This window comes from Streptomyces sp. NPDC107550 (genome assembly GCF_055639095.1).
Map to the genome: position 1 here is coordinate 151,166 of NZ_JBVKBC010000014.1, position 25,811 is coordinate 176,976.

At 69.1% G+C, this 25,811-nt stretch carries 21 protein-coding genes, 1 tRNA gene and 3 pseudogenes; 22 read left to right on the forward strand and 3 right to left on the reverse strand.

Translation table 11 applies throughout. The annotated features are described in order from the left end of the window. Positions 1-61 precede the first annotated feature (61 nt). The 4 genes and pseudogenes from ACZ7LY_RS20375 to ACZ7LY_RS20390 form a co-directional block, all read left to right on the forward strand. Positions 62-1,042: a metallophosphoesterase gene (locus tag ACZ7LY_RS20375; RefSeq protein ID WP_471626034.1), complete on the forward strand. Its 981-nt coding sequence runs from the start codon at positions 62-64 to the stop codon at positions 1,040-1,042. Between the two features lie 63 nt (positions 1,043-1,105). Further along, positions 1,106-1,846 (forward strand): Pr6Pr family membrane protein, encoded by a 741-nt coding sequence (locus ACZ7LY_RS20380; protein WP_471626035.1) that lies wholly within the window; start codon positions 1,106-1,108, stop codon positions 1,844-1,846. Positions 1,847-1,896: 50 nt separating this feature from the next. Further along, positions 1,897-1,970, forward strand: a tRNA-Pro gene (locus ACZ7LY_RS20385). A gap of 439 nt (positions 1,971-2,409) precedes the next feature. Continuing rightward, positions 2,410-2,968, forward strand: a pseudogene (locus ACZ7LY_RS20390) (nucleotidyltransferase domain-containing protein); the annotation flags it as partial. Positions 2,969-3,019: 51 nt separating this feature from the next. On the opposite strand, the pseudogene ACZ7LY_RS20395 reads toward ACZ7LY_RS20390, so the two are convergent. Together ACZ7LY_RS20395 and ACZ7LY_RS20400 are read right to left on the reverse strand one after the other, a co-directional pair. After that, positions 3,020-3,196, reverse strand: a pseudogene (locus ACZ7LY_RS20395) (FAD-dependent oxidoreductase); the annotation flags it as partial. A 384-nt stretch (positions 3,197-3,580) separates the two neighbouring features. Then, positions 3,581-4,291 carry an Eco29kI family restriction endonuclease gene (locus ACZ7LY_RS20400; protein ID WP_471626036.1) on the reverse strand — a complete coding sequence of 237 codons (711 nt, stop codon included), beginning with the start codon at positions 4,289-4,291 and terminating at the stop codon, positions 3,581-3,583. 185 nt (positions 4,292-4,476) lie between these two features. On the opposite strand from ACZ7LY_RS20400, the gene ACZ7LY_RS20405 reads away from it, so the two are divergent. The 12 genes from ACZ7LY_RS20405 to ACZ7LY_RS20460 all read left to right on the forward strand — a co-directional run bounded on the left by ACZ7LY_RS20405 (position 4,477) and on the right by ACZ7LY_RS20460 (position 18,670). After that, a complete protein-coding gene (locus ACZ7LY_RS20405) occupies positions 4,477-5,769 on the forward strand; it encodes a DNA cytosine methyltransferase (protein ID WP_471626037.1) in 1,293 nt (430 codons plus the stop codon). Further along, entirely contained in the window at positions 5,766-6,536 is a 771-nt protein-coding gene (locus tag ACZ7LY_RS20410) for a very short patch repair endonuclease (protein ID WP_471626038.1), read from the forward strand. Before ACZ7LY_RS20405 ends, ACZ7LY_RS20410 begins: the two co-directional genes overlap by 4 nt. A gap of 544 nt (positions 6,537-7,080) precedes the next feature. Then, positions 7,081-9,435 (forward strand): ATP-binding protein, encoded by a 2,355-nt coding sequence (locus tag ACZ7LY_RS20415; protein ID WP_471626039.1) that lies wholly within the window; start codon positions 7,081-7,083, stop codon positions 9,433-9,435. Beyond that, a complete protein-coding gene (locus ACZ7LY_RS20420) occupies positions 9,432-11,096 on the forward strand; it encodes a DEAD/DEAH box helicase family protein (RefSeq protein ID WP_471626040.1) in 1,665 nt (554 codons plus the stop codon). Before ACZ7LY_RS20415 ends, ACZ7LY_RS20420 begins: the two co-directional genes overlap by 4 nt. Then, complete coding sequence (locus ACZ7LY_RS20425; RefSeq protein ID WP_471626041.1) at positions 11,093-11,692, forward strand: hypothetical protein; 600 nt, start codon at positions 11,093-11,095, stop codon at positions 11,690-11,692. Before ACZ7LY_RS20420 ends, ACZ7LY_RS20425 begins: the two co-directional genes overlap by 4 nt. Positions 11,693-11,721: 29 nt before the next feature. After that, positions 11,722-13,056: a sigma factor-like helix-turn-helix DNA-binding protein gene (locus ACZ7LY_RS20430; protein ID WP_471626042.1), complete on the forward strand. Its 1,335-nt coding sequence runs from the start codon at positions 11,722-11,724 to the stop codon at positions 13,054-13,056. Between the two features lie 129 nt (positions 13,057-13,185). Then, positions 13,186-13,746, forward strand: coding sequence for a hypothetical protein (locus ACZ7LY_RS20435; RefSeq protein WP_471626043.1), 561 nt, complete (start codon positions 13,186-13,188; stop codon positions 13,744-13,746). Continuing rightward, positions 13,743-14,423, forward strand: coding sequence for a hypothetical protein (locus ACZ7LY_RS20440; RefSeq protein WP_471626044.1), 681 nt, complete (start codon positions 13,743-13,745; stop codon positions 14,421-14,423). Before ACZ7LY_RS20435 ends, ACZ7LY_RS20440 begins: the two co-directional genes overlap by 4 nt. A gap of 868 nt (positions 14,424-15,291) precedes the next feature. Continuing rightward, on the forward strand, positions 15,292-15,495 hold the full coding sequence (locus ACZ7LY_RS20445; protein WP_093766428.1) for a cold-shock protein: 204 nt from the start codon (positions 15,292-15,294) through the stop codon (positions 15,493-15,495). Positions 15,496-15,689: 194 nt separating this feature from the next. Then, on the forward strand, positions 15,690-17,240 hold the full coding sequence (locus ACZ7LY_RS20450; protein WP_471626045.1) for a DEAD/DEAH box helicase: 1,551 nt from the start codon (positions 15,690-15,692) through the stop codon (positions 17,238-17,240). A gap of 150 nt (positions 17,241-17,390) precedes the next feature. Then, positions 17,391-17,582 carry a CBS domain-containing protein gene (locus ACZ7LY_RS20455; RefSeq protein ID WP_471626062.1) on the forward strand — a complete coding sequence of 64 codons (192 nt, stop codon included), beginning with the start codon at positions 17,391-17,393 and terminating at the stop codon, positions 17,580-17,582. A gap of 719 nt (positions 17,583-18,301) precedes the next feature. After that, positions 18,302-18,670, forward strand: a complete 369-nt coding sequence (locus ACZ7LY_RS20460) for a MerR family transcriptional regulator (protein WP_471626046.1) — start codon at positions 18,302-18,304, stop codon at positions 18,668-18,670. 332 nt (positions 18,671-19,002) lie between these two features. Here ACZ7LY_RS20460 and ACZ7LY_RS20465 read toward each other — a convergent pair whose 3' ends face one another. Further along, complete coding sequence (locus ACZ7LY_RS20465) at positions 19,003-19,818, reverse strand: thioesterase family protein (protein ID WP_471626047.1); 816 nt, start codon at positions 19,816-19,818, stop codon at positions 19,003-19,005. A gap of 193 nt (positions 19,819-20,011) precedes the next feature. Here ACZ7LY_RS20465 and ACZ7LY_RS20470 point away from each other — a divergent pair, with 193 nt between their 5' ends. The 6 genes and pseudogenes from ACZ7LY_RS20470 to ACZ7LY_RS20495 all read left to right on the forward strand — a co-directional run. Next, entirely contained in the window at positions 20,012-20,503 is a 492-nt protein-coding gene (locus ACZ7LY_RS20470) for a hypothetical protein (RefSeq protein ID WP_471626048.1), read from the forward strand. A gap of 315 nt (positions 20,504-20,818) precedes the next feature. Next, the gene (locus tag ACZ7LY_RS20475) at positions 20,819-21,403 is read left to right on the forward strand and encodes a TMEM165/GDT1 family protein (RefSeq protein WP_471626049.1); all 585 of its coding nucleotides are present in this window, start codon (positions 20,819-20,821) and stop codon (positions 21,401-21,403) included. A gap of 102 nt (positions 21,404-21,505) precedes the next feature. Continuing rightward, positions 21,506-22,108 (forward strand): TetR/AcrR family transcriptional regulator, encoded by a 603-nt coding sequence (locus ACZ7LY_RS20480; protein ID WP_471626050.1) that lies wholly within the window; start codon positions 21,506-21,508, stop codon positions 22,106-22,108. Continuing rightward, positions 22,105-23,769 carry an FAD-binding dehydrogenase gene (locus ACZ7LY_RS20485; RefSeq protein WP_471626051.1) on the forward strand — a complete coding sequence of 555 codons (1,665 nt, stop codon included), beginning with the start codon at positions 22,105-22,107 and terminating at the stop codon, positions 23,767-23,769. Before ACZ7LY_RS20480 ends, ACZ7LY_RS20485 begins: the two co-directional genes overlap by 4 nt. After that, a complete protein-coding gene (locus tag ACZ7LY_RS20490; protein ID WP_471626052.1) occupies positions 23,766-24,581 on the forward strand; it encodes an SDR family oxidoreductase in 816 nt (271 codons plus the stop codon). The genes ACZ7LY_RS20485 and ACZ7LY_RS20490 overlap by 4 nt, the downstream gene beginning before the upstream one ends. Before the next feature lie 257 nt (positions 24,582-24,838). After that, positions 24,839-25,717 (forward strand): annotated as a pseudogene (locus ACZ7LY_RS20495) (tetratricopeptide repeat protein); the annotation flags it as partial. Positions 25,718-25,811 lie beyond the last annotated feature (94 nt).

Below are 25,811 nucleotides of genomic sequence, written 5' to 3' on the forward strand. Positions count from 1 at the left end.
GTACGGACAGGCCCGCGCCCGCCGATTTCGGGGGCGGCCCGGGTCTGACACGATGGGCCTCATGCGCGCGCGAAACGGGACTGCACTGAAAACCTCCCTCAAGGTCTCCCTGAAGGTGACGGCGGGCATCGCGGCGGTCGGCGCCGCCGGTGTCGCCTACGCGGCGGGCTTCGAGGCCCGGTCCTTCCGGCTGCGCCGGGTCACCGTCCCCGTCCTGCCCGAGGGGATGCGCCCGCTGCGCGTCCTCCAGGTCTCCGACATCCACATGGTCGGCGGGCAGCGCAAGAAGCAGCGCTGGCTCCAGTCGCTGGCCGGGCTGCGCCCCGACTTCGTCATCAACACGGGTGACAACCTCTCCGACCCGGAGGCCGTCCCCGAGGTGCTCGACGCGCTCGGCCCCCTGATGGAACTCCCCGGCGCGTACGTCTTCGGCTCCAACGACTACTACGGGCCCCGGCCGCGCAACCCCGCCCGCTACCTGCTGGAGCGGACCACCGGCAAGCACGGCCTGAACGGCAACGGGCCGGTCGTCGGCGCCGTCCACAACCCCTGGCAGGACCTGCGCGACGGCTTCGACGAGGCCGGCTGGCTCAACCTGACCAACACGCGCGGCGCGCTCAAGGTCGCCGGCGTCGAGATCGGCCTGACCGGCATCGACGACCCGCACATCAAGCGCGACCGGTACGCGGAGGTGGCCGGCGGCCCGCTGCCGGGGCCGGACTTCTCGATGGGCGTGGTGCACGCGCCGTACCTGCGGGCGCTCGACGCGTTCACCGCCGACGGCTACCCGCTGGTCCTCGCCGGGCACACGCACGGCGGGCAGCTCTGCATCCCCTTCTACGGCGCCCTCGTCACCAACTGCGACCTGGACACCGACCGCGTGAAGGGCCTGTCCACGCACACCGCCGACGGCCGCACGTCCTATCTCCACGTCTCCGCCGGCTGCGGCACCAGCCGCTACACCCCGGTCCGCTTCGCGTGCCCGCCCGAGGCGACGCTCCTGACGCTGACCCCGGCCCCGGCCCCGGCCTCCGCCAAGTAGCGCGTACGGGGCGGGACTTCCGCCCCTTTCGCGTGGGTTCGGCCGCGCGTCTACGGTGGAGGGATGTTCGCCTCCAGTGCCGCGCGTGTCCCCGCCGAGGCGGTCGTCCCGCCCCACCGCCGCCCCGTGGCCGCCGCGTTCCGCGCCCTTGTCGCGCTCGCGGCGATCACCGGGATCGTCATCGACCTGTCCGTCAGCGACAGCGCCCTGCGCGTCCTGAGCTACTTCACGATCCAGTCGAACGTCCTCGTCGCGGTCGTCTTCGCCCTCGGCGCCGTACGGGCCTTCCGCGCGCGCCCGCCCCTGCCCGCCCTGGTCACGGGCGGCACCCTCCTCTTCATCTGCATCACCGGGCTCGTCTACCACCTGATCCTCGCCAACTCCTCCTCCGGTTTCTCCATGACCGACGATCCCGAGGTCGCCCTCACCGGAGCGCGGGCCGTCTCCAACCAGCTCCTGCACACGGTGACGCCCCTGGCCGCCGTCCTCGACTGGCTCCTGCTGACCCGCCCCGGCGCCCTGCGCCCGCGCCACGCGGCCCTCTGGCTGGCCTACCCCTTCGCCTACCTGGGCTTCGCCCTGGTGCGCGGCGCGATCATGACGCCGGGCACGCCGGCCCGCTACCCGTACCCCTTCGTGGACGTCGACGCCCACGGGTACGCCGGGGTCCTCGGCAACGCCGTGCTCTTCGGCCTGGCCTTCTACGCCCTGGCCCTCGTCCTCGTCGGCCTGGACCGGATCCGGCCCGAGTTCCGGGGCCCCGAAAACCGGATTTCGTCTCAGGGCTCCGGTCCGCTAAAGTAATCGATGTCGCCGCGACCAGCAGGACTCCTGCGGGCCACGGAGCACGACATCGGGGTGTAGCGCAGCTTGGCAGCGCGCTTCGTTCGGGACGAAGAGGTCGTGGGTTCAAATCCCGCCACCCCGACAGCTGAAACACCAGGTCAGGCCCGGTGCTGAGAGATCAGCACCGGGTCTGATTTGCGTTGCGGCCCTGTTTTGGGAGCCATTTGGGAGCCGACTTCAGGGGCGACTCCCCGGTGGCTCCCAGCGAGAGGTGTTCCGCCTCCGAGTGCGCCGTGCGCTCCGCAAGAGTCACCCCACGGCTTGTGCCGAGGAGACACCAGACGGTACGACGATCGACATGCACCGATGGTCTCCGTTAAATGACCGGCAACTCGCACTCCTCACCCGCATCGGGGACGGAGCCGACCCCGTCACGTCGGACAGCCCCGAGCTCGCCCTCACCGCCCGCGCGCTCAAGGAGCGGCGCCTGATCACGATGCCCAAGCAAGATGGGAAGTGGCAGGCGGAGATCACTGACGCAGGGCGCTTCTACCTGGAACACGGCCATCACCCGGACCGGCCTGAACCGGCGCCCCGCAAGCAGCGGTCGGCGGGTTCCGAGCAACGGACACGGCTGGCCCCTCCTACGCAGAAGCAAGACACAGCTCCGTCCACGACGAAGCCGGCGGTCACCGCTGCTGCGGATGTGCGCCGATGGACTACTGCTCTTCGACACCGACGGTCTCGGAGCCCGCCTCGCCGCACAGGCCCGGGAGCTGACCATCGCCGGACCGCCCCGGGTGTCGACGGAAGAGATCGACGACCGCCGCTACGCGATCACCGACCTGCTGGACGACCTCACGGGAAGCGACGACCAGAACGAGCGTCTCTTCATCGCGACCGAACTGGTCCGACGCACCGGTGAGAGCTGGCACTGGACGCTGCCGGTTCGTGGGGTGGCGGTGGGAAGTGGCTGGCACGCCGTCTTGAGACAACCGCGCCAGGGCTCAGCACACGCCTCCACCACGGCCTACAGGAGGTACTGGGCGGGAGAGTCGAGACCCTCGTGGCCGTCGTGACGAGGTGCTCGGGCAGACCGCTGGCCGGTTGTGGGTCGGCTACGAGCGCGTCCGGGCGCCCCGAGCGATCCCGCGCTGGGGACGTCGCAACGTCTGTTCTTTCAAGTGCAGATCACTTGACGGAGAGCGACGCCCGAGCCTCCTCGGCGCACCCCCACGACAGCGTGACGCCAGCACCTCCGTGCCCGTAGCTGTGCACGACCACAGTGCCGTCCTCCCCCACCTCTTCTTGCACACGGACCGTGGCGCGGGTCTGCCGAGCGCCGACTCGGTGTTCCAGGACACGCGAACCGGGGTAGTAGACATCAGCTCCAGGGTACCGACGCGGAGCCACTGCCCCGGACCACTCGGCTTACCCCCACACCGACATTGTTAGCCACCCTAGTGTTCTGATCACGCTTTCCCAGCCACTGCTCACGATGTCGACATGCCGCAGCCTGGAAGCCGACACCGCAATGAGCAGTAATAAGGGCGCTGTTCACACAGCCCGAAGTGAATCGGAGACAGCGATGGTGACGCTCTCCATGGCGAACCTCTCAGCTGGCCACTGAAGTACGTGCCGCTCAGAAGATCGCCACATCGGCTTGGAAATGCGCCTTGCCTCAAGTAGGACGCGGGCCCTCAGGGCAATGGGCGTGCGTTGTGCGAGCGCTGCCCACGGAGATCGCCGCCGTCAGATTGGGCTTAGATCTGTCAGGCCAGGTTGCCCCGGCTCGCCCTCGGAGGCGGAAGGAGGCGTGCCATGAAGCTGTAAGTGAGCGACTATCGCCGCTCGCAAAGGCTCTGGTCCCCCAGGTTGTGCGGGCATGCCATCCGCCCAAGCAATGCCGCTATGCACCTCATGCCACTTCGGACGAAGCTGCCTGTCTTCGCGTCCTGACCCCTGCCGGTTGACTCCGAACCCTTCCAGTACCACGTTCCACACGGGTTGTAGGTCGCCGATCATCAGTCGTTCAGCCATGGGCGTGAAGAGATCGTCGGCGGGGAGATACCGCGCGAAGAAGTCACCAAGATCGAGATCCAGCGCCTGGTTTATCTTGCGGGCGTGCTGTCTGAGCCGGTCCCGCAGTTTGGTGCCTTCCCAGGCCGCGCCCACGTTCTGGCCCTTGCGGCTTCCCTCTGGATCGGCCTTGCCGACATAGATTGGTATGTCGCAATCGGCGGAGGATATGGGCGTGTACAGCTCGTGGGCTCCCGCGTAGTAGATGGCGTAGATACCGGAGCCACGAAAGTCGGGGATGTGACCGAGGGGTACCGGCTTCGACGACACCAGGGCCCAGAGGACGCTCCGCCCGAGGTTTTCACGTCGTAGCGGGTCGTAGATGGAGTCTCGTCCAAATCCCGCGGACGGCTCTCGGCGCCCCTGCTCGCTGGACTCGGTCACGAGACGAGCTCCTTCGCTGGAATCGGTCTCCTCGGGCTGGGCCCACGGCGGTCGGCGCCCTTGGAGACACGGGTCATCGACGGAACTCTAGTCACCTCACGGTGAAGAGTTCGACCAGAGTGGCAGCATGATCGCCTCCTCCGCGGTATGGTTTCACCCGTACTGATCTGCTAGGAGCGTGAAATATGGCACGGACGTCGGTCGAACTGTTCGCCGGGGGCGGTGGACTGGTGCAGGCTGCCACAAACGCCGGCTTCCGCCATCTCCTCGTGAATGAGTACGCGAGATGGGCGTGCGAGACGTTGAAGGCGAACGACTTCGCGGCCTACCCGGAAGGGTCATGCCCTCCCGTACCCCAGGAGCTGGGGGACGGGGAGGAGAAGACCGACAAGCACAGGCCGCCGCTAGTCACGGGCGATGTCCGGAAGCTGAACATGACCTACCTGGGCGAGCATGAGGTCGATCTCCTGGCCGGCGGCCCGCCGTGTCAACCGTTCAGCCTCGGGGGCATCGCCAAGGGCGACGAGGATGAGCGGAACATGTTCCCCGAGATGTTCCGAGCCGTGCGGGAGATCAGGCCGAAGGCAGTCCTCTGTGAGAACGTCCGCGGCTTGCTCCGTCCGTCTTTCGCTCCGTACTTCCAATACATCAAGCGGGAGTTGCAGCTCCCCTTCATTGAGCGCGCGGACACGACATGGCGAGAGCACGATCGACTGCTAGAGGATCGGCTGAAGGCGAAGGACACGGACCCGACGCAGCGATATGAGGTCCTCGAATTCCCCGTGAATGCCGCCGATTACGGGGTACCGCAAATCCGGAACCGTGTCATTCTCGTGGCCTTTCGAGCTGACCTTGGCGTAGATCGGGCGGAATTCCGAGACGCGGTCAAGGAAACACATTCCAAGCAGTCGTTGATCCGGTCTTTCCTCGACCGCACCTACTGGGATCGACACCCAACCGTCGAGAAACACGTCCGTGAGGGCGTCGAGCGCCTGTACCGACAAGAGGAGCTCCAGCTCGAAGATGGGGAGTCTCTGGCGCCGTGGCTAACGCTTAGAGACGCGCTAGTCGGTTTGCCTGAGATCAACATGCAGAAGTTGGACAAGAAGACGCCACAGGGCTTCCCGGACCACATCGGGTGGCCTGGCGCGAGGATCTACCCGGGCCACACTCCGAACGTGCTGGATCACCCGGCGAAGACGGTGAAGGCTGGAGTGCATGGTGTCCCAGGCGGCGAGTCCGTGATGCTCCTGGACAGGCGCGAGCGAGACCCAGAGACCGGGGACCTGCGCTATATCCACCGGTATATGACTGTCCGTGAGACGGCCCGCGTCATGACGTTCGGCGACAAGTGGAACCTGATGGGGCCGCGCGGGGAGAGGATGCGGCAGCTCGGCAACGCGGTGCCGGTACGCCTTGGAGAGATCTTCGCCAGGGCGGTCTATGCGGCACTGGATGACGTGGAATCCCGATCATGACCGATACGCGGCGCGGGAGGCAGAGTGGTTGGAACGACCAGCCGCCGCCGACGCGAGCTTGGAAGGGGCGTTTTGGCCGAAGCCGAGAAGCTCTGGCGGCCGAGCAGGACCGCGCGGCGGGTGGCCGTCAAGGGCGTTATGTCCATCTGGACGACGATCGCTACGCCCTCGCCTCCGTCGAGCTCAAGGTACTACCCCACACCCGACGCATTCGCGCGTACTTGCGATGGTCCGACAAGGGCCGTTCCCCCGCCAAGTACCTAGGGCAAGTTGACAACGACACCCGAGAGGCGAACCTCGCCGCCGGGTGGGAGGCGGCCAGAAGCAAGGGGCTCACGGGCCCCCGACCTGTCCCGCAAGGTTCTTGGGCCTCATCGGACGCGGTTCGCGCGTCGATGCGCGGCAACCGGGGCAAAGACACCGGACCCGAGCTCAGGCTCCGCTCCCTCATCCATCGCGAGGGGCTGCGGTATCGCGTATCCACGCGGCCGCTGCCCGATCTACGCCGCACCGCGGATCTTGTGTTCACGAAGGCCCACGTAGCGGTGTTCGTGGATGGCTGCTTTTGGCATGGGTGCCCAGAGCATCACAGGCCAGCGACGCAGAACCCTGACTTCTGGCGCGACAAGATCGAGGTCAACCGCTCTCGCGACGAAGAGACGAACCGCCGCCTCTCCGAAGCCGGATGGACCGTCATCAGAATCTGGGAGCACGAGGACCCCGTCGACGCCGCACGGCGGGTCATCGCTGTGGTGCGTGATCAATAATGTGGCTACAGCGACCCATCAAGGAGTAGATCTCGACCGCGTCTGCCTCGTGTCGTGGGGTGATCCGACCGTCACCGTGGCTGAAAGCGAGTAACTACTCGCCGATGTGAAGGCTGGCCTCAGCCAAGACGCCCATCGGGATCTCGATGGTCCCGCCCTCTCTCACGGTCACCTCAGCGGGCTCTCGAATCATCCTCCCAGGATCCACGGGCATGGAACGTAGACCGTCGTGACGCTCCCGCGGTGAGGAGCCTGGCCCCTGAGGCATTGAACGGAACGCGTCGCGTACCGGATGAGCGAGTAGACCACGCCCACTCATGCGACCCGCAGAAGGATCATCCTTGTTTGCGGGGGTTCAACACATTCATCCCGTTCCGGTAACCACACGATTTGCCGGGTTTCGCAAACTCCGGTCGTGTTGTCAGCGCCCCCTTCTATCCTCTGATCGAACGCTTGGCTCGTTGGAGTCAGGTGGCTTCGTCGTGCCCGCGCAAGTCAGCCGCGGCCGTGCGACGTTCCGAACCATCAGGAGGGTTCCGCCGGAGTGAAGATCACCCCTTCCGCCCGCGTGCTCAGCATGCTGGGCGAGATCGATTTCGATGAGTGGCAGTGCGTGGCCGAACTCGTCGACAACCCCTTCGACGACTTCCTCGATGTCCTCCGCTCGGGGGTGGAGTGGCCTGACGGCTTCACGGTCAGCGTGTCCCTGCCATCGTCCCCGAAGGGAGTCCTCGAAGTCCGCGACACCGGGCGGGGCATGTCGAACGACCGGTTGGCGCGCGCGGTGCGGGCCGGCTGGTCCGGGAACGACATGCACGACAAGCTCGGCTTGTTCGGTATGGGCTTCAACATCTCGACCGCCCGCCTCGGCAGGCGCACCCGTGTCCTGACTACTCGCGCCGGCGACACGAAGTGGATCGGCGTCGAGATCGACCTCGACCAGATCAAGGACGACTTCGAAGCGAAGGACATCACTGAGCCGAAGACCAACCCGTCCCAGCACGGCACAAGGATCATCGTCGACCGTCTGCAGCCAGCGCGCGCCGAGTGGCTGCGCCGCAACGGCGCCTCGCTCCGCAACACCCTGGGCTCGGTGTACTCGTGGATCCTGACTGAGCATCCCTTCGAGCTCTACGTCGGCGGGACCCAGGTCAAGCCGGTCCGCCACTGCCGCTGGGGCGACGACCGTTACGTGCTCTACAACGGCAAGGAGCGAGTCCCCGCTTACATCCCGATCGACAAGAAACTCCAGAACGGGATCGCCTGCCGGGACTGTGGAGAGTGGCAGTTCGGTTCGGGCGAGGTCTGCTCGGTCTGCGGCAGCGGCAACCTGGCCGCGCGCGAGCGCCGGATCCACGGCTGGCTCGGCGTCCAGCGCTACCTCGACAAGACCGAGTACGGGATCGACTTCCTGCGCAACGGCCGGAAGATTTTGCGCTGGGACAAGCAGCTCTTCACCTGGAACAACCCCGACGGCGTCGCGGGGAACGAAGAGCCCGAGTACCCGGTCGAGCTCGCCCACCAGGGCGGCCGCCTCATCGGCGAGATTCACCTCGACCACGTACCTGTCACATATCAGAAGGACGCCTTCGAGTACGGGGACCGCAACTGGCTCACGGCCGTGGAACTGCTGCGCGGCGTGGCGCCGCTCCAGCCCCAGCGCGCCCACAAGCTCGGCTACCCAGAGAACGAGAGCCCACTGGCCCTGCTGTTCAAGGGCTTCCGCCGCAACGACGCCGGCCTGCGCTACCTCGTCCCAGGCGACGGCAACAAGCCCATCCACGCGGATACTCGGGACTGGGGCAGGAAGTTCCGGGCAGGCGTCTCTGAGTTCCAGACAGACGAGCACTGGTGGCAGGCCGTGCTGCGACACGAGGAGATCAAGAAGCGGGGCAAGGAAGCCAAGACGGCGGCCAGCGTGCCAACCCAACCCGACGAACAGGCCGTCCTGAGCGCTCTCGGCCTCCCCGCCGACATCCCCGCCTCCGGCGCCGCCCAGCCGAACACCGGCTCCAAGGCCGCCTCCACCGTGTCCACCCAGGCCGCTGTGGCGGTCAAGGAGAGGACGGAGACCCGCAGCGAGCGCCTGGCCCGGTACGAGAGCGTGGCGTCGCCGCACTCCTACCTGAGCCGGTCATTCGGTCACCCCGAGCTCGGCTATGTGAAGGTGCGGACCCTGCTACTGAAGCCGAACGAGCGGCTCCTCGACGACAACGGCCTGGGCGTCCCGGTCCTCCTCGACCAGCGATCCGGCAACGAGCTCACCGCCCTCGTCGACCCCGAACACGCCGCGTTCCAGCGGTTCGGCGCGGACTACGCTGACCTCCTCCTGGTCGAACTGGCCGCCATCTTGAAGGTTCGGGCGCGCTCCGACTGGAGCCCTTCCCAGCTCGTCGCCGCGATCCGAGCCGAGTCCCTGCAGGACAGTGCGCTCGATGGCACTACCGTCGGCGCGGAGGCCCGCGACCTCCTGACGGAGATCCGCGAGCGTGTGGCCGAAGTCCTCGACCGCAGCGGCGGTGACTACGCAACCGCCTACGGTCATCTCTCCGACGAGGAAAAGATCGCGACCGAGGAAGCGATGATCGCCGCCGGGCGTGTCGGCCTGGTCGGCCGTCTCGGCTTGGACTCCGGGTTCGTCCATCACGTCCCTGCACTGGCCTTGGTCCGGCTCGTCGAGACGATGCCGACCTCATTCATGGACGGAGCCGTCTTCCGTGGCCCATACGCCGGGGTGTCATCGCCGTTCGGGAAAGCCCTGAGCCTGGCCCGGGTCACGGGCTGCCTCGCGGACGTCGCGACGCTCGGTACCTTCGCCGGCGAGTCCAGCGCGCCGCAGCTGCGGCGCGCCCGCCTGAGCATCGCCCTTCTGCGCGACGAACTGGCGGGGGAGGAGTGAGTGCCGCGTTCCTGACGACCGCCGAACTTCGCGACGGCGGCCCGGAGGGACTGACCAAGGCGCTCGAACGGACCTTGTGGCATTTGGGATTCCACGACGTCCGCGTCATAGACGGCGCCCACGACCATGGCGCCGACCTGCTCGCGGTCCGCGACCGCGAGCAGTGGGTGTTCCAGAGCAAGTGGAAGGCGCACGGCACGGCCGACCACGCGGGCGTCGACGACCTCGAACGCGCTCGCACCCACTACCGCGCCGACAAAGCCGTCCTGGTGACCAACACGAACATCACCGCGTCGGCCGAGGCGCGGCGCCGGGCGCTGGCGGGGATTGGCGTCGAAATCACCCTGTGGCATGGAGCCACCCTGGACGCCATCGGCCAGAGGATGCCTGACCTCGTGCCCGCCCCCTACACGCTGCGGCCGTACCAGGAGCAGGCCGTGGCCGCTATCGAGCGAGACCTCAACGCCGAAGGGGCAGCGCTGCTGGTGCTGGCCACGGGGCTGGGTAAGACGGTTGTCGGCGGCGAGGTCATCGGCAACCTCCTCGCCGCGCGTCCGGACGCGCGCGTCTTGGTCGTCGCGCACATGCGCGACCTGGTTGGCCAGCTGGAGAGGGCGCTGTGGCGGCACCTCCCGAAGAGCGTGCCCACCCGCCTCCTCACCGGTGACACCAAGCCCCGGGCCCTCGACGGCGTCGTCGTCGCGACGATCGAGTCGGCTCTCTCCGTCGTGCGGACGGGCTACGAGCCCGACCTCATCATGATCGACGAGACTCATCACGTGGCCGAGACCGGCAGGTTTGCGGAACTCCTCGATCTGTGTGGGACTGCGGGGCGATTCGGTGTTACCGCCACCCCATGGCGTGGTGACAAGTTCGACATCACCGCCCGGTTCGGCCGCCCCAGCTTCAAGATGGGCATCGTCGAGGGTATGGCAGCGGGCTATCTGTCGGCCGTCGACTACAAGCTGTACGCGGATGGTGTCGATTGGGAGACCGTCCAGGACATCAGCCGTCACAGCTACTCCATCAAGGATCTGAACCGGCGCCTGTTCCTCCCCCAACGGGACGAGGAGATCGTCGAACATCTGCGGACGGCCTGGCGGGAGACCGCCGAGCCCCGCGCCATCGTCTTCTGTCAGACCATCGAGCACGCCGAGCACATGGCGGACCTCCTCGCCGTCTCGGACCCAGCATGGACCAACACCTCTTATCTGCACAGTGGTCTGTCGAAGCGTCATCGCGACGTTCTGCTCAACGAGTTCCGACTCGGCCGTGTCCCGGTGATCACCTGCGTTGACGTGTTCAACGAAGGCGTCGATGTACCCGACGTGAACCTGATCGCCTTCCTGCGCGTCACCCACAGCCGAAGGATCTTCGTGCAGCAGCTAGGCCGAGGGCTGCGTCTTAGCCCTGGCAAGAAGGCCCTGAAGGTCCTCGACTTCGTGACCGACATCCGTCGCGCCGCCGCGGTGCTGAACCTGCGCCGGACGCTGGAGGCTAATGAGGCCGAGCACTTGGAACTCCCGCATATCTCCCGAATCGAGTTCCAAGACGAGACGGTCGGCTCCCTGATGGACATGTGGATCCAGGACGCCGCCGACCTCGAGACCGCAGCGGACGAGGTCCGCCTCCAGTTCCCCCTGCCGAAAGGAATCCTGTGACCGACTACAAGATCCCGCCCGCCATCGAGAAGGCCGTGGTCACGCGGATCTACACCCAGGCCGACAAAGCCCATTGGCCGCACCTCCAGGACGCGGACCGCACCCGCCTGTACCAGGAGTGGACGGAGGACCCGGAGATCGGCGGCCGTCTTCTCGACTTCGTGGGGCAGCCGGCGAACGTCCGCCCGTGGCTGAAGGACTGCCCTATGAAGGAGTACGAGCGGGCCCGGCGCGGGGAAGGCAAGTATGCCAAGTACGTGACGCGGCCAGCCGCGACGCTCGAGCAGATGGTCGCGGCGACCCTCGGCCCCGACTGGGATGTCATTCCGGGGACCACCCAGCAGAAGCCGATGCGTGCCAAGATCCGCGAAGTCGGCCTGGAGGACGAAGAGCAGCACTTCGTGGCCGGCACGGCGGCGAATCTCAAGCATCTCATGTGGCCTGCGGTCCTCGACCGATCCGCGGGGGAGGCCTGGCCCTGGACGATCTGCGTCGTCGATCCGTTCCGCGCCCCCGTGCCACCCGAGAAAAAGGAGGAACACCAGCGCGTGGCCGAGTTCCTCGGCGTGCGGATCGTCTATTTCAACGAGATGTAGGGGGGAAACCGATGGGGGATGATTGGCCGATGAGCGAGTGGCTGGTCAGAGCGTGGGAGACGGGGGTCTTCGACGAGCGTGAGCGGGCCATCGTCGCGGGCCGGGCCGAAGGTCGGACGCTGGACGAGGTCGGAGGGGTGTTCGGGCTAAGCCGCGAGCGTGCGCGCCAGATCCAGAACGGGGTGCGGAAACAGCTCGTGGAGATGGCGAACATAGTCCAAAGCGATTGGCGGGAGACGGCCCGCGCCGTGGGCGCGGGCCCGGCCGCCCCGCGAGGAGCCTTCGCCGCCGCGCTTGGGGTCGTCGACCACGTGACCCTGGAGGAACTGCTGATTGCGGCGGGGCTGGACGCGCCGCGCACTTGGGCGGGGCCCCTGCGCGGCTGGTGGAGTACCGACCCTGGGGCGTTGGGCGGCGCCCTGAGCCGTCTCATCGACACAGCTCCCTTCCGCGGCGACGACCTCGATCGGGCGGCCTCCGAGGCCGGACTGCCTGCGGGTCTCCCCCTGGCCAGGCTCCTGAGCCACTCCGAGTCGCGACTCGCCCCGAACTCCGATGGCCACTGGGTCCGCCGCAAGGCACGGGGACGCGACGCCGCGTATCTGTGGCTGTTGGAGACCGGGCGCCCCTGCCGGGCCGACGAACTGCTTGCCCCGATGGAGGCGACGACCGTCGCAGCCGTGCGGGAGGCTCTGCGTCGTGACGACAGGTTTCGACCGATTCGCCCCGAGGGTACTTGGGCCCTGGCCGAGTGGACGCACCTGCGCGCGTCCACGTACGCCTCTGCGGTGGAGGCGATGGTCGCAGTGGTCACCGAGTCGGGCCCCCTGTCCCGGGCCCGGCTCTTCGCCAGGGTGACAGCGCTGCATCCGGTCACCGGGTGGCGCCTGAAGCAGTGCCTGCTCAGTGACCAACTCGGTGAGACTCCCGACGGCCTCGTCGACCTCGTCGCCCGCGGCGCCCGCCCCTTCGAGGAGGAGAAGCCGGCCCGACCGGCTACGATGGCCGTCGAAGGTGAGGTGCTCGGCGTGCGGATCCCCGTGAACCGGGACATCCTGCGCGGCAGTGGCGTCAACGTACACACCTGGCTGACCTGGCGGCTCGGGCTCCGCCAAGCCCCGATGAGCCGCTCGTTCACGACGTCCGGCGACCACTCACCGCTCGTCGTCCGCCGCGGCACCAGCAGCGCCCAGATCTCCAGCCTGCGTCGCCACGCGCTTGAACTTGAAGTCCTCGATGGCTGCGTGCTCGCCGTCCTCCTCCGCCTCGACGACGGCACCGCGCGCGTCGGTCACGGCTGCGCGCCGGACACCTGCCCGGCGCGACAGACGCGGGCCGCCGCGCCGCCGACAGCGACGGCCTGACCCGAGTCGGCATCGGCGTTCTCTGGTCAGCCCGCGAACGACACGCCCAGGGCCATTTGCACTGGATATAAGAGAGGAGCCGCTGACTTGCTGGCTACCTCACACGAAGACTCCTGATACGAGGGGGACATGAACCAGGTCGAACTACGCCGTGTGGAGCGACAGCTCCGCGAAGCGCTACGAGATACCGCTCTGAGTTGGGTGCTCGACGATGTCGACGCGGCAATCGCCGCGGGAGTGCCTGAGGAGAAGATCCTCCGCCGACGCCAACAGCGCCGCGGTGATGACGTCCTTGGCACGAGCCCGGCCGCAGCAGCGCTTCGATATGAGGTCGTGGACCGCAGCGTGCTTGGTCTCGTCGAGTTCGAGGCATCGCGCAAGCGAGGAACGCTGGTCATCGCAACGCGAGCCATGACGGATGAAGAGCGTGTCCAGCTGCTCCTGGATGCGGTGAGGCGAGTACTCGTCGACCTGCCTGAAATGGAACTGGAGGTGCTGAAGACGCTCCAGACCGAGCCCGAGGGCGACGCCGGCAGCCGGAGCACGGTTGCGGGGGTCGTATTCGAGCCGGACGAAAGCGCTCGGTCGCGCCGTAGCCGAACTGAGTTCCAGGGAGATCGGGTGCCGACGGAGCGACGTACACGCGTCAGCCAGTTGCTGGGCGAAGTGACGAGGGAGGTAGTCAGTTGAGCACGGTCGATGACCTGGTGAACGAGGTCAAGAGCCTTCTGGCTGCGGGCGCCGTGTCGTACGACTCCGCCTCGAAGCCTTCCGACGTCTACGAGGGCTTCATCTTCTCCCTCATCGTCGCCACCGCGAGTCGACATGGCGCCAATGTCACCTACGAAGATGTATACGGGGCGAAGGCCGGCAACCTTGTCTTCCGGACGGGGCCCGGTCACCTGTACAGCGACAGCCAGCCCTTCACCCACGCCGTGATCGAGTTCGACGGTGCTCCGGCCCTTGAAGTCCACCTCGGCGTCTACGTGACCGGTTCGTCGGGCGTCCTGCACGAGTGCGACGTGTTGGTGCTGCCGGCCGAGGAAGCCGCCCTGAGCCGAGCGCAGGGCATCGCACCACGAGGCAGTCAGAGCGTCCTCATCGTCGAGTGCAAGTACTACGTCTCCAACCTCGGCATCGGCCTCGCACGGAACTTCGAGGGGCTGCGCGCCGACATCCGCACCCAGAACGAAATCTTCGTCGCCAACACCAGATCGTCGAGCATCGTGCGGTACCTCGATGCCCGAAAGAGAGGCTTCGAGCCCGACGTGGTACCCAACTCACCGCAGGCAGGCTATCTCCAGGCTGAGATCAGGAAGACCTTCAAGAGCTACCTGAGCAAGCACGCTCCCTCAACGGTGATCTGAGCCCGTCGCAGGAGCGTCGCGCGAACGGATTCCGCGCCTGCCGATGCGGCGGGACAGGCGGTCCCAGCGGCTGTTGGCTGCGGTTCCCTTGGGAGCCATCTGGGAGCCAAACCGCTTCCCGAGCCCTTTCGAGACCGCCCGAGAGCCCGCCAGCCCAACGCGCTGACCATGGAAAACACCATCCATACTGGCAAGATCGGCCCGAACCTCATCTGGGACGAAGAGGTCGTGGGTTCAAATCCCGCCACCCCGACAGCTAAGTAGCAGGTCAGAGGGCCGGTACTCAATTGAGTACCGGCCCTCTGGCGTTGCGCGGGCGCGGGCGCGGGGTGTCTCGGTGGGTGGGCGGGCGGGCGGCGGAGGTGGGGTCGCCTGGTCGTGGAGGGGGGGTGGTGGCGTCGTGGTGGCGGGTGCTCGGGGGGCGGGCGGGCTTGGGTGTGGTGTCGGCGTGGAGGGCGGCGGGATTTTTTTCTGGGGGTGCGTGGGGGGTGTTGGGGGTGGGGCGGGGGTTTTTGCGTGGGGTTTATTTGGGCTGGTCATGGGGTGGGTGGGGGTGGAGGGGAGGGTGGGTGGATGAGGTTCGGGGGTGGGGTGGGTCGAGGAATTCTGTGTTCGCCGGGGGAGGGTTTAGTGGGGCGGGGTCGGAGGGTTTTTGGGGTGGGGAGAATGTGCGGAACGGGGCGGGTCTTGGCGTGCTACTGTCGTTTCAGTTGCAGTTGTGGTTCCCAAGACTTCAAGTGCTTCCGGGCGGTTCTGCCGACCGGGGCACTTTCGTGTTACCGGCCTTTTTGTCCGGCGGGGTGATCATCGCGGCGACACGGTGTCCGTAAAGTGCGGGCGCCGATGCACTGCCCCAAAGGAGACAGACATGGCCAGCGGTACCGTGAAGTGGTTCAACTCGGAAAAGGGCTTCGGCTTCATCGAGCAGGACGGTGGCGGCGCTGACGTCTTCGCCCACTACTCGAACATCGCCGCCCAGGGCTTCCGTGAGCTGCTTGAGGGCCAGAAGGTGACCTTCGACATCGCGCAGGGCCAGAAGGGCCCGACGGCCGAGAACATCGTTCCCGCCTGACGCTGACGCGTAGTTCGAAGCTGGGGCCCGCATCCTTCGGGGTGCGGCCCCAGCTTCTTTTTTTCGTAAGCGAGTCCGCAGTGAGTCCGCCTGCGGCGCCCCACGTTTTAATCCGGTCCATACTTGTAATTCTCTGCGCTGTACGCAACTGCGGGAATTCCTTGATATGCACCGCATCGAGGAAGGTTCCCTCAGTGAACCGCACACGTACGAATGACCGTTCCACCCGCGCCCGGAAATTCGGCAGCGCCTCCGGCGGAAAGGGCGGCGGCCGTTTCGCCGGTTCGCCGGCGCCCCGGCGTTCCGGTGGGCCCGCCCGTTCCGGGGGCCCCTCCCGGCGGAGTTCCGGGCCCTCGGGAGAGTTCGCGCTCCCCAAGACGATCACCCCGTCGATCCCGGCCGTCGAGGAATTCGCCGCGCTCGACATGCCCGCGCCGCTGCTGGCCGAACTCGGCAGGCAGGGCGTCTCCGTACCGTTCCCGATCCAGGGCGCGACCCTGCCGAACTCGCTCGCGGGCCGCGACATCCTCGGCCGCGGGCGCACCGGCTCCGGCAAGACCCTGGCCTTCGGCCTCGCGCTGCTCTCCCGTGTCGCCGGACAGCATGCCGAGCCGCATCAGCCGCTCGGCCTCGTCCTCGTACCGACGCGCGAGCTGGCGCAGCAGGTCACCGACGCGCTCACCCCGTACGCACGGGCCGTGAAGCTGCGCCTGGCGACCGTCGTCGGCGGCATGTCGATCGGCCGGCAGGCCCGCGCGCTGCGCGGCGGCGCCGAGATCGTCGTCGCCACGCCCGGGCGGCTCAAGGACCTCATCGACCGCGGCGAGTGCCGGCTGAACCAGGTCGGCGTCATCGTGCTCGACGAGGCCGACCAGATGGCCGACATGGGGTTCATGCCGCAGGTCACCGCGCTGCTCGACCAGGTGCGGCCGGAGGGGCAGCGGATGCTGTTCTCCGCCACGCTCGACCGCAACGTCGATCTGCTCGTACGCCGCTACCTCACCGACCCCGTCGTCCACTCGGTCGACCCGTCGGCCGGCGCGGTCACGACGATGGAGCACCACGTGCTGCACGTCCAGGGCTCCGACAAGCACACCGCCACCACGGAGATCGCCGCCCGCGACGGCCGCGTGATCATGTTCCTGGACACCAAGCACGCCGTCGACCGGCTGACCCAGGACCTGCTGGCCAGCGGCGTGCGGGCCGCCGCGCTGCACGGCGGCAAGTCGCAGCCGCAGCGCACGCGCACCCTGAAGCAGTTCAAGACCGGGCACGTCACCGTGCTCGTCGCCACGAACGTCGCCGCGCGCGGCATCCACGTCGACAACCTCGACCTCGTCGTCAACGTCGATCCCCCCACCGACCACAAGGACTACCTGCACCGCGGCGGCCGTACCGCCCGCGCGGGCGAGTCCGGGAGCGTCGTCACCCTCGTCACCCCGCAGCAGCGGCGCGGCATGGTCCGGCTCATGGCGGACGCGGGGATCAGGCCGCAGGTCACCCAGGTCCGCTCCGGCGAGCCCGAACTGCACCGGATCACCGGCGCGCGTACGCCCTCCGGCGTGCCCGTCGTCATCACCTCGCCGCCCGCCGAGCGCGCGGAGCGCGGGCCCGGTTCCGGGTCCGGTTCGCGTGGGCGTCGGCGCCGGCCCGCCGGGAGCGGTGCGCGTTCCGGCGCCCGGCAGCGTGCCGACCAGCGGCAGCGGGGTGCCGGGCCGGTCGGGCAGTCCGGGCAGGCCGCGTAGGACCTCGCGTCCTCGCGTCCACCCGTCAACGGAAGCCGTTCCCTCTCTGCCCTCTCTGTCAGGAGACATCCTTTGCCGCTGCTCCCCCTGCCGGTCGCCCCGCCGCTCGACCCCTCGTACGCCGATGCCGGGCCGCGGATCTGGGACGACATGACCGTCGAGGTCGCGCTGTCCGTGATGGCCGGCGCGCGCGTACGGCATCTGCTCGTGTGCGACGACGACGGGCGGCGGACCGGTCTGGTCACGCTGGCCGGACTCACCGCCGTGCGGGACGGCTCGGGGTACACGGACCGGGTGCGGTTGCGGGATCTGGGCGGGCGTGGGGCGCAGGTCGCCGCCTGAGCCGTATGCAGTGAGCAGTACCGCCTGCGCGGTGAGCAGTGAGCAGTGAGCAGTAAGTAGTCGTTGTACGTGTCTGAGGGCCCGGCCGGTTGATTCGGTCGGGCCCTCACGCGTGTGGCGGGTGGGCGGCTCGTGGCGCGGGCGGTGTGGTCATGTACGGATCAGGGGCAGGCGGGTGCGATTTCCTCAGCGGAGCCCGCCCAAAAATCTATGCTCGTCAAGGTAGACATTGGCGGATCATGCGGTTAGGGTTTTTGGTGTAGCGAAGATCGAGCATCAAGAAGGGCCCGGCAGACACGAACTGCCGGGAGCAAGACGCAGCACGGTGCGGCGGTGGAGTTCCGAAGCCACAGTTGTCGGATGACGGTGACGGGGCTGACCGCCGGACCGGGTGGCCCGCAGTCATCAGGGGCCGCCACCGGCAAGGAAGTACGAAGTCAGAGGGAAAGAACGGAGGAATCGATCGCCATCAGGATCGCCTGGGCTGCCTGCATTGAGCCCGGGTACCGCAGGACATCGATAGGCAGGTGGTCTCCGGTCACGCATCCGCGATCCCCGCGACCCCTCCGGAAACCCGGACGGGCACGCGGAAACAGAAGGCCGACGCGGCATCATGGTCGGCAGATGGTGTAGTAGTTCCTTCGGGGCCCTGGTGCCGTACGGCACCAGGGCCCCTCAACGCGTTCCGCGTCCGCGACCCGCGTCCGCAGAGAGGTGAAATGACGGCAGAAAACGCCCTGGGGCGTCTTGATGACGACGACTACCCGGCGTACACGATGGGCCGGGCCGCCGAGATGATCGGCGCCACGCCCGGATTCCTGCGCGCCATCGGTGAGGCGCGGCTGATCACGCCCCTGCGCTCCGAGGGCGGGCACCGCCGCTACTCCCGCTACCAGCTTCGGATCGCGGCGCGCGCGCGTGAGCTGGTCGATCAGGGGACCCCGATCGAGGCCGCGTGCCGGATCGTGATCCTTGAGGACCAGCTCGAAGAGGCGCAGCGCATCAATGCGGAGTATCGGCGGGCCGCTGCGGAATCCGGTGCGGGGGCCGGTGCCGGTGCTTCTGCCGTGTCCGAGAACGCGGGCTGAGGTCGCCGGCGGGGTCGGCGGGGAGGGCGTTTTGCGGTTTGGGTGTGCGGTTTCGTGCGGGGCGGTGGGGGTTCTCGCGCAGTTCCCCGCGCCCCTTACGGGGCTGGTTTGAGCGCCGGATTTCTTGGGTGACGGGGCGGAGGCTGGTGTGCGCGGTTCCTCGCGCCCCTGGTGGGGTTTCCCTGAGCGCCGGATTTCTTGGGTGACCGGGCGGAAGGTGCCGTGCGCGGTTCCTCGCGCCCCTCAGGCGGCGGGGCTGGGCTGAGCGGCTGGATTGTGGGCTGAGGCCGGCGGGAGTTGCTGTGCGCGGTTCCTCGCGCCCCTGGTGGGGGTCAGGGGGTGGGGCGGAGGGTTAGGGACTGGTGGGCCTTGCCTACCGGGCCCGTTGTGTCGTGCAGGGTCGTGGACGTGACGCCCAGGCCCGTCGGGCCGAACGTCACCGTCGTGGCGAGGCCCGTCCACGCGCCCTCGGGGCGGCGATGGAAGTGGACGGTGAGGTCCACGTTCGGGAACAGCCACTCCTTCGGCGACTCCCGTACCGCGATCCCGTTGGCCGTGTCCACGAGCGCCACGTAGGACGCGACCGGGCCGGCCTCCTCCCCCGCCACCACACTCAGCGGCGTCGAGATCCACGCCGTGGTGCGCCCGGGGCTCGGCGTGCCGACGGGACGGACGTCGAGGGAGTCGATGTAGCCGCCGGGCCACAGTTCGCGCATCGGCCAGGAGGGGAGGGTGTCCGGGTGCGGCAGCCGCCCCCCGGTGCCGGAGAGGCCCCCCGCGCCCCCCGCGTCCTCGGGGCCGCCCGCGACCTTCGACGTGTCGGAGGTCGCCAGGTACCAGGCGCGGGCCCGTACGGCCGGGCGTCCGGCGATCGTGGCGACGGCCTCGACCAGTTCGATCGTGCGGCCGGGACGGACCGTATCGACCTCGATCGAGACCTCCTCCAGCGCGAGCTTGCCGAGGATGTCGAAGCTGACGCGGGACAGCTCGAGGTCGGGGCGGGCGGCCTGGTGGCGTTCGATGGCGTGGGTGACGAGGCCGCCCAGGGGGCTGAAGTGGATCTCGTCGGGGGCCCAGGCGCCGCTCGCGTGCGGGGTGGGGACGTAGCGGCCCTCGCCGGCGGACTCGAAGTAACTTCCGGTGCTCAACGCGGTCTTGCCTCTCGTGCGGGGACCCGCCCACCCTCTCACCGGGTGAACGACGCGGGAAGCGCGTGACCTTTCCGCCCCCTTTCCGTGGGCGTTACGTGGACATGCCACCCGCCGCGCGCGGCCCCGCCCACCCTGGACCCACCCGCCCGGCAGGACCGCCCGGCCGGGCCACGGAACAGGGGGAATCACCGTGAACGCGTTCAGGATCAAGGCCGGCGCCGCACTCGCCGCCACCACGCTCGCCGCGACCGGCCTGCTCGCCGGCACCGCCCACGCCACCGACCCGAACTGCACCTCCGAGGTCTTCCGCTACCACGTCGTGAACGCCGCCGCCGGCACGAACGCGGCCGACCTCAGCCTCACCCTCGTACGCTGCGCCGACCCGGCCACCGGCGCGCTCGCCACCGGCACCACCACCCAGCTCCAGGCGTCCACCACGACCTGGGGGGACATCCTCTACGGCGCCGACTTCGACAGCGTCGAGAACACCGGGACCGTCCTGGAGTCCTCCCCCGCCCGCTGGCGGCTGCGCAACACCGCCGTCTTCGAGAGCTGCCTCGGCTGGGTGACCCCGCTCTGCTTCAAGGACCACATCACCTTCGAGACCAAGTTCGACGGCGCGACCGGCCGCGTCGTGGACGTCTCCGACGACAACCTCGACTGGGACGTCGACCCCGCGTAGGCAAGGCGCGGCGCACCGAAGGCGCGGCCGTAGCGCCCGCTCGCCCGCCCGCCCGCCCGGGTCCGGCTCCCCCGCGTGTACTCTTGAAGGCGCAAGCGAAGGGGAGTAGCCCCGCGAACCGGTCGTCGACACACTGGAACCCCCGGGTTCCCGGTGGCCGGGCCCAGGCCGTGACCGGTCCGGGCGGGCGAGACCTTCGATCTGGCACAGCAGCACACGTACCGCATACGTGTGTCCACTGCCGGGTCGAGTGGTCCTCCTGAGCACGGGGTGGGTACGCGAAGACCCGGCCCGTACAGAAAGCACCGCTCTCCGATGCATCTCAATCCTCTGGCGATCGTCACGGCCTTCGGGCTCATCTTCCTGGCCGAGCTGCCGGACAAGACCATGTTCGCCTCGCTGGCCATGGGCACGCGGATGAAGCCGCTGTACGTCTGGTTCGGCACCTCCGCCGCGTTCGCGGTGCACGTCGCCATCGCCGTCGGCGCGGGCTCGCTGCTCGGGCTGCTGCCGGGGTGGATCGTGAAGCTGGTCTCCGGCCTGATGTTCCTGTTCGGCGCGTTCATGCTGCTGCGCGGCGGTGACGACGAGGACGGCGAGGACGCGGCGGGCAGCAAGACCGTCACCGGGTTCTGGCCGGTGTTCGGCACCGCCTTCATGGCCGTCTTCATCGGCGAGTGGGGCGACCTCACCCAGATCACCACCGCCAACCTCGCCGCGACCAGCGGCACCTGGTCCACGGCCATCGGCTCGTTCGCCGCGCTGATCTCCGTCTCCGGGCTCGCGCTGATCGCGGGCCGGTTCATCGCCAAGCGCGTCCCGCTGAAGACCGTGCAGCGCATCGGCGGGGTGTGCATGCTGGCGCTGGCGATCTGGTCGTTCACCGAGATCTTCGTCTGAGCCGGGCGGCGGCCCGCACCGGCCGGAACCGAGGTCTGTCCACACCCTTGTGGATACAGGAACGTATCGCATACGTTCCTGTATCCGACGAGGGAGGCACACATGCCCGTGACCAAGCGGCGTGAGCGGACCCGGCAGCGGCTGCTCGACTCCGCGCTCGCCGTCTTCGCCGAGGTCGGCTTCGGGCGGACCACCGTCGAGCAGGTCTGCGAGCGGGCCGGCTTCACGCGCGGCGCCTTCTACTCCAACTTCTCCTCCCTGGACGAGCTGTTCCTCGCCCTGTGGGAGGAGCGCTCGGCGCGCATGGTCGACGGCGTACGGGCCGCGCTCGCCGGGCTCGACCCGGAGGACCCCGAGGCCGCCGTCCGCGCCGCCATCGACGCGACGCCGACGGACGACGCCTGGTACCGGATCACCGCCGAGTTCACCGCGCACGCCCTGCGCACCCCGGGCCTGCGCCGGGTGGTCGCCGCCCGCGAGGACGCGATCCGCGAGGCCGTCCTGCCGGTGTTCGTGGCCGCGCTCGCCCGGACCGGCCGCGAGGTCCCCGACGAGCGGGCGCTCGGTGACGCGCTCGTCGCCGTCCACGACGGCACCGCCGTACAGGTGCTGCTCCAGCCGGACGACGACGCCGTACGCGCCCGCCGCCAGGCCCTGTTCCTGAACGTCCTGAACGCCTACAGCACACCGAGGGAGAGCCGATGAGCGCGGACAGCGCCGATGTCATCGTCGTGGGAGCCGGACTCGCCGGGCTCGTCGCCACGTACGAACTGACCCGCAGGGGCAAGCGGGTGCTGGTCGTCGACCAGGAGAACGCGGCGAACCTCGGCGGGCAGGCGTTCTGGTCGCTCGGCGGCCTCTTCCTCGTCGACAGCCCCGAGCAGCGGCGCATGGGCATCAAGGACAGTTACGAACTCGCCCTCGCGGACTGGCTCGGCTCGGCCGGCTTCGACCGGGAGCGCGAGGACCACTGGCCGCGCAAGTGGGCCGAGGCGTACGTGCGGTTCGCGGCCGGGGAGAAGCGCGCCTATCTGCACGGGCTCGGGCTGCGCGTCACGCCGAACGTCGGCTGGGCCGAGCGCGGCGCGGGCACCGCCACCGGGCACGGCAACTCCGTACCGCGTTTCCACCTGACGTGGGGCACCGGGCCCGAGGTCGTGCGCGTCTTCCGCGAGCCGGTCCTCGACGCGGCCGCGCGGGGCCTGGTCACCTTCAAGCACCGGCACCGCGTCGACGAGTTGATCGTGGAGGGCGGGGCCGCGGTCGGCGTGCGCGGGAGCGTCCTCGAACCGTCGGACGCGGGCCGGGGCGCGCCCTCCTCGCGGACGGCGACCGGCGCGTTCGAGCTGCGCGCGCAGGCCGTCGTCGTCACCTCGGGCGGCATCGGCGGCAACCATGATCTCGTACGGGAGAACTGGCCCGTGGAGCGGATGGGCGCGCCGCCCGCGTCGATGGTGACGGGCGTGCCCGCGTACGTCGACGGGCGGATGCTCGGCATCAGCGAGAAGGCGGGCGCCTCCCTCGTCAACCGCGACCGCATGTGGCACTACACCGAGGGCCTGAAGAACTGGGACCCGATCTGGCCCGGCCACGGCATCCGGATCATCCCCGGGCCGTCCTCGCTCTGGCTCGACGCGCGGGGGCGGCGGCTGCCCGCGCCGCTGTTCCCCGGCCACGACACGCTCGCCACGCTGCGGCACATCACGGCGACCGGGCACGGGCACACGTGGTTCGTGCTGACCCGGGCGATCGTCGAGAAGGAGTTCGCGCTCTCCGGCTCCGAGCAGAACCCGGACCTCACCGGCAAGGACCTGAAGCTGGTGCTCCAGCGGGTGAAGAAGGGCGCGCCGGGGCCCGTGCAGGCGTTCCTCGACCGGGGCGAGGACTTCGTCGTACGGCGCGACCTCAAGGACCTCGTCGCCGGGATGAACGCGCTGACCCCGGAGACACCGCTGTCGTACGAGCAGGTCGAACGGGAAATCGTCGCGCGCGACCGGGAGATCTCCAACGGCTACTCCAAGGACCTCCAGCTGATGGCGGTCCGCAACGCCCGCTCGTACCTCTTCGACCGCGTCACCCGCGTCGCCAAACCGCACCGGCTGCTCGATCCGGCGCAGGGCCCGCTGATCGCCGTACGGCTGCACGTGCTCACGCGCAAGACGCTCGGCGGCCTGGAGACCACGCTCGACTCGCAGGTCGTACGGCCGGACGGCACGCCGTTCGAGGGGCTGTACGCGGCCGGGGAGGTCGCCGGGTTCGGCGGCGGGGGCGTGCACGGGTACAACGCGCTCGAAGGCACCTTCCTCGGCGGCTGCATCTTCTCCGGCCGCGCCGCCGGACGCGCCCTCGCCCGGAGCCTCGCGTGAGCGCCGGGCAGGCCGCCGGGCGCGGCACGGCCCTGGTCACGGGCGCGTCCTCGGGCATCGGCGCGGCCACCGCAGCCGCGCTCGTCCGGCGCGGCTACCGCGTGTACGGGACCAGCCGCGACCCCGGGAAGATCGCCGAGCCGCTCGACGGGGTGACGTATCTGGCGCTCGACCTCGCCGACGAGGACAGCATCGCGGCGTGCGCGGCGGCGGCCGGCGCGGTGGACGTGCTCGTCAACAACGCGGGCGAGTCGCAGAGCGGGCCGTTCGAGGAACTGCCCATGGACGCGGTGCGGCGGCTGTTCCAGCTCAACGTGTTCGGGGCGGTCCGGCTCAGCCAGCTCCTGCTGCCCGGCATGCGCGAGCGGCGGCGCGGGCGCGTGGTCATGGTCGGCTCGATGCTCGCCAGCTTCCCGCTCGCCCACCGCTCCTCGTACGTCGCCTCGAAGGCCGCGATCAAGGGGTTCGCGCATGCCGCGCGCCGCGAGTACGCGCCCTTCGGCGTCCATCTGACGACCGTGGAGCCGGGGTCCATCGCCACCGGGATCAGCGCCCGGCGCACCCAGTACGTGGGCGTCGGCTCGCCGTTCCGGGCCGCCTACGACACGATGCTGGCCCATCTCGACGCCAATGAGGCGGCCGGGATCAGCGCCGAGAAGGTCGCCGCGCGGATCGTCACCGCGATCGAGGCGCCGCGGCCGCGGCCGCTGTATGCCGTGGGCAGCAATGCGGCGCTGGTGTTCGCGCTGCGGCGGGTCCTTCCCAGGGGGGCGACGGAACGGATGGTTGCGCGGCGACATGGGTTGCGCTGAGGTCAGCCCCCTCGGGGGCGCGGCGGACGCTGCCGCTGGGAAGGCACGCTGAGGTCAGCCCCGTCAGGGGCGCGGGGAACTGCGCGAGCGGCCACGACGCACCCCGCACTCTGGGGCGCTGCCCCAGACCCCGCTCCTCAATCGCCGGAGGGGCTGGATGTCGGCACTCAGGCCAACTCCCTGAGGGGCGCGGGGAACTGCGCAACCCGTACTGCAAGCAGCCTCCGCCGGGGATCTCCCTCAAGGGCGCCGGAGACCTGGCCACCCGCCTGCGGCTCAGGCTCACGGAGGCGCAGCGCGCGCTGGCGACAGGGGCGGCCGACGAAGCGGCGCTGCTGTACGCGGAGCTGGCCGCCGAGGCGCGCCGCGAGGAGCTGCCCGCCGAGGGCGCCTCCGCCGAACTGGGGCTCGGCGAATGCGCCCTGGAGAGCGGCGAACTGGCCGCCGCCCGCGACCACTTCGACACCGCGGAACACCTGCTCGGCGCGGCCGGCGCCCCGCTCCCCCAGCGCGCGCCGGTGATCCGTGCGCGGGCCCTCGTCCACTACCTCTCCGGCTCTCTGCGCTACGCCTGCTACCTGCTGGAGACCGCGCTGGACGAGCTGAACACGGGCGGTCTGCACGATCCGGACGCCATCGTGCTGCTCTACACCGCGTCCATCGCCCCGTACATGGACCTCGGCGCGCACGCGCGCGCGGCGCAGGCCGCCGAGCTGTACCAGCAGCTCCAGATCCGTACCGAGCTGGCGCACTGCCACTGGATGCGCGGCTACGTCCACGCGCAGGCCGGCCGGCTGCCCGACGCGGAGGCCGAACTGCGCACCGCGCGCGACATGCTCTCCGCCAAACGTGCCGCCCTGTACACGCAGCAGGTCGAGGTCGAACTGGCCGATGTGCTGCGCCGCCTGGGCCGTACGCGGGAGGCGGCGGGCATGCTGCGCGCCCTGCTCGGCGCCCTGAACCCGGAGCGCGGCGCCGTGCACGCGGCGGGCGCGCACCGGCTGCTCGGCCTGATCGCGCAGGACGCCGGGGACACCGAGGAGGCGGAGGAGCACTACGTCAACGCGCTGAGCCTGCTGGAGCGCGCGGGCGCGGCGGGCGACCTCGCGGACCTGTGCCGGCTGCTCGGCGACCTCTAGGTGTATTGACCCGCAGGGTTGTTCACACGGCTGATCGGTGGTTGGCCGCCGAGTGCGGTGTGGCAGCGGTGGTGGTTGTAGGTGTGGAGGA

What these genes read in the sequence shown, in the direction of transcription:
- ACZ7LY_RS20375 (WP_471626034.1), top strand. Translation starts at nt 62, where the DNA reads ATGCGCGCGCGAAACGGGACTGCACTGAAAACCTCCCTCAAGGTCTCC.
- ACZ7LY_RS20380 (WP_471626035.1), top strand. Translation starts at nt 1,106, where the DNA reads ATGTTCGCCTCCAGTGCCGCGCGTGTCCCCGCCGAGGCGGTCGTCCCG.
- ACZ7LY_RS20405 (WP_471626037.1), top strand. Translation starts at nt 4,477, where the DNA reads ATGGCACGGACGTCGGTCGAACTGTTCGCCGGGGGCGGTGGACTGGTG.
- ACZ7LY_RS20410 (WP_471626038.1), top strand. Translation starts at nt 5,766, where the DNA reads ATGACCGATACGCGGCGCGGGAGGCAGAGTGGTTGGAACGACCAGCCG.
- ACZ7LY_RS20430 (WP_471626042.1), top strand. Translation starts at nt 11,722, where the DNA reads ATGAGCGAGTGGCTGGTCAGAGCGTGGGAGACGGGGGTCTTCGACGAG.
- ACZ7LY_RS20435 (WP_471626043.1), top strand. Translation starts at nt 13,186, where the DNA reads ATGAACCAGGTCGAACTACGCCGTGTGGAGCGACAGCTCCGCGAAGCG.
- ACZ7LY_RS20445 (WP_093766428.1), top strand. Translation starts at nt 15,292, where the DNA reads ATGGCCAGCGGTACCGTGAAGTGGTTCAACTCGGAAAAGGGCTTCGGC.
- ACZ7LY_RS20455 (WP_471626062.1), top strand. Translation starts at nt 17,391, where the DNA reads ATGACCGTCGAGGTCGCGCTGTCCGTGATGGCCGGCGCGCGCGTACGG.
- ACZ7LY_RS20460 (WP_471626046.1), top strand. Translation starts at nt 18,302, where the DNA reads ATGACGGCAGAAAACGCCCTGGGGCGTCTTGATGACGACGACTACCCG.
- ACZ7LY_RS20475 (WP_471626049.1), top strand. Translation starts at nt 20,819, where the DNA reads ATGCATCTCAATCCTCTGGCGATCGTCACGGCCTTCGGGCTCATCTTC.
- ACZ7LY_RS20480 (WP_471626050.1), top strand. Translation starts at nt 21,506, where the DNA reads ATGCCCGTGACCAAGCGGCGTGAGCGGACCCGGCAGCGGCTGCTCGAC.
- ACZ7LY_RS20485 (WP_471626051.1), top strand. Translation starts at nt 22,105, where the DNA reads ATGAGCGCGGACAGCGCCGATGTCATCGTCGTGGGAGCCGGACTCGCC.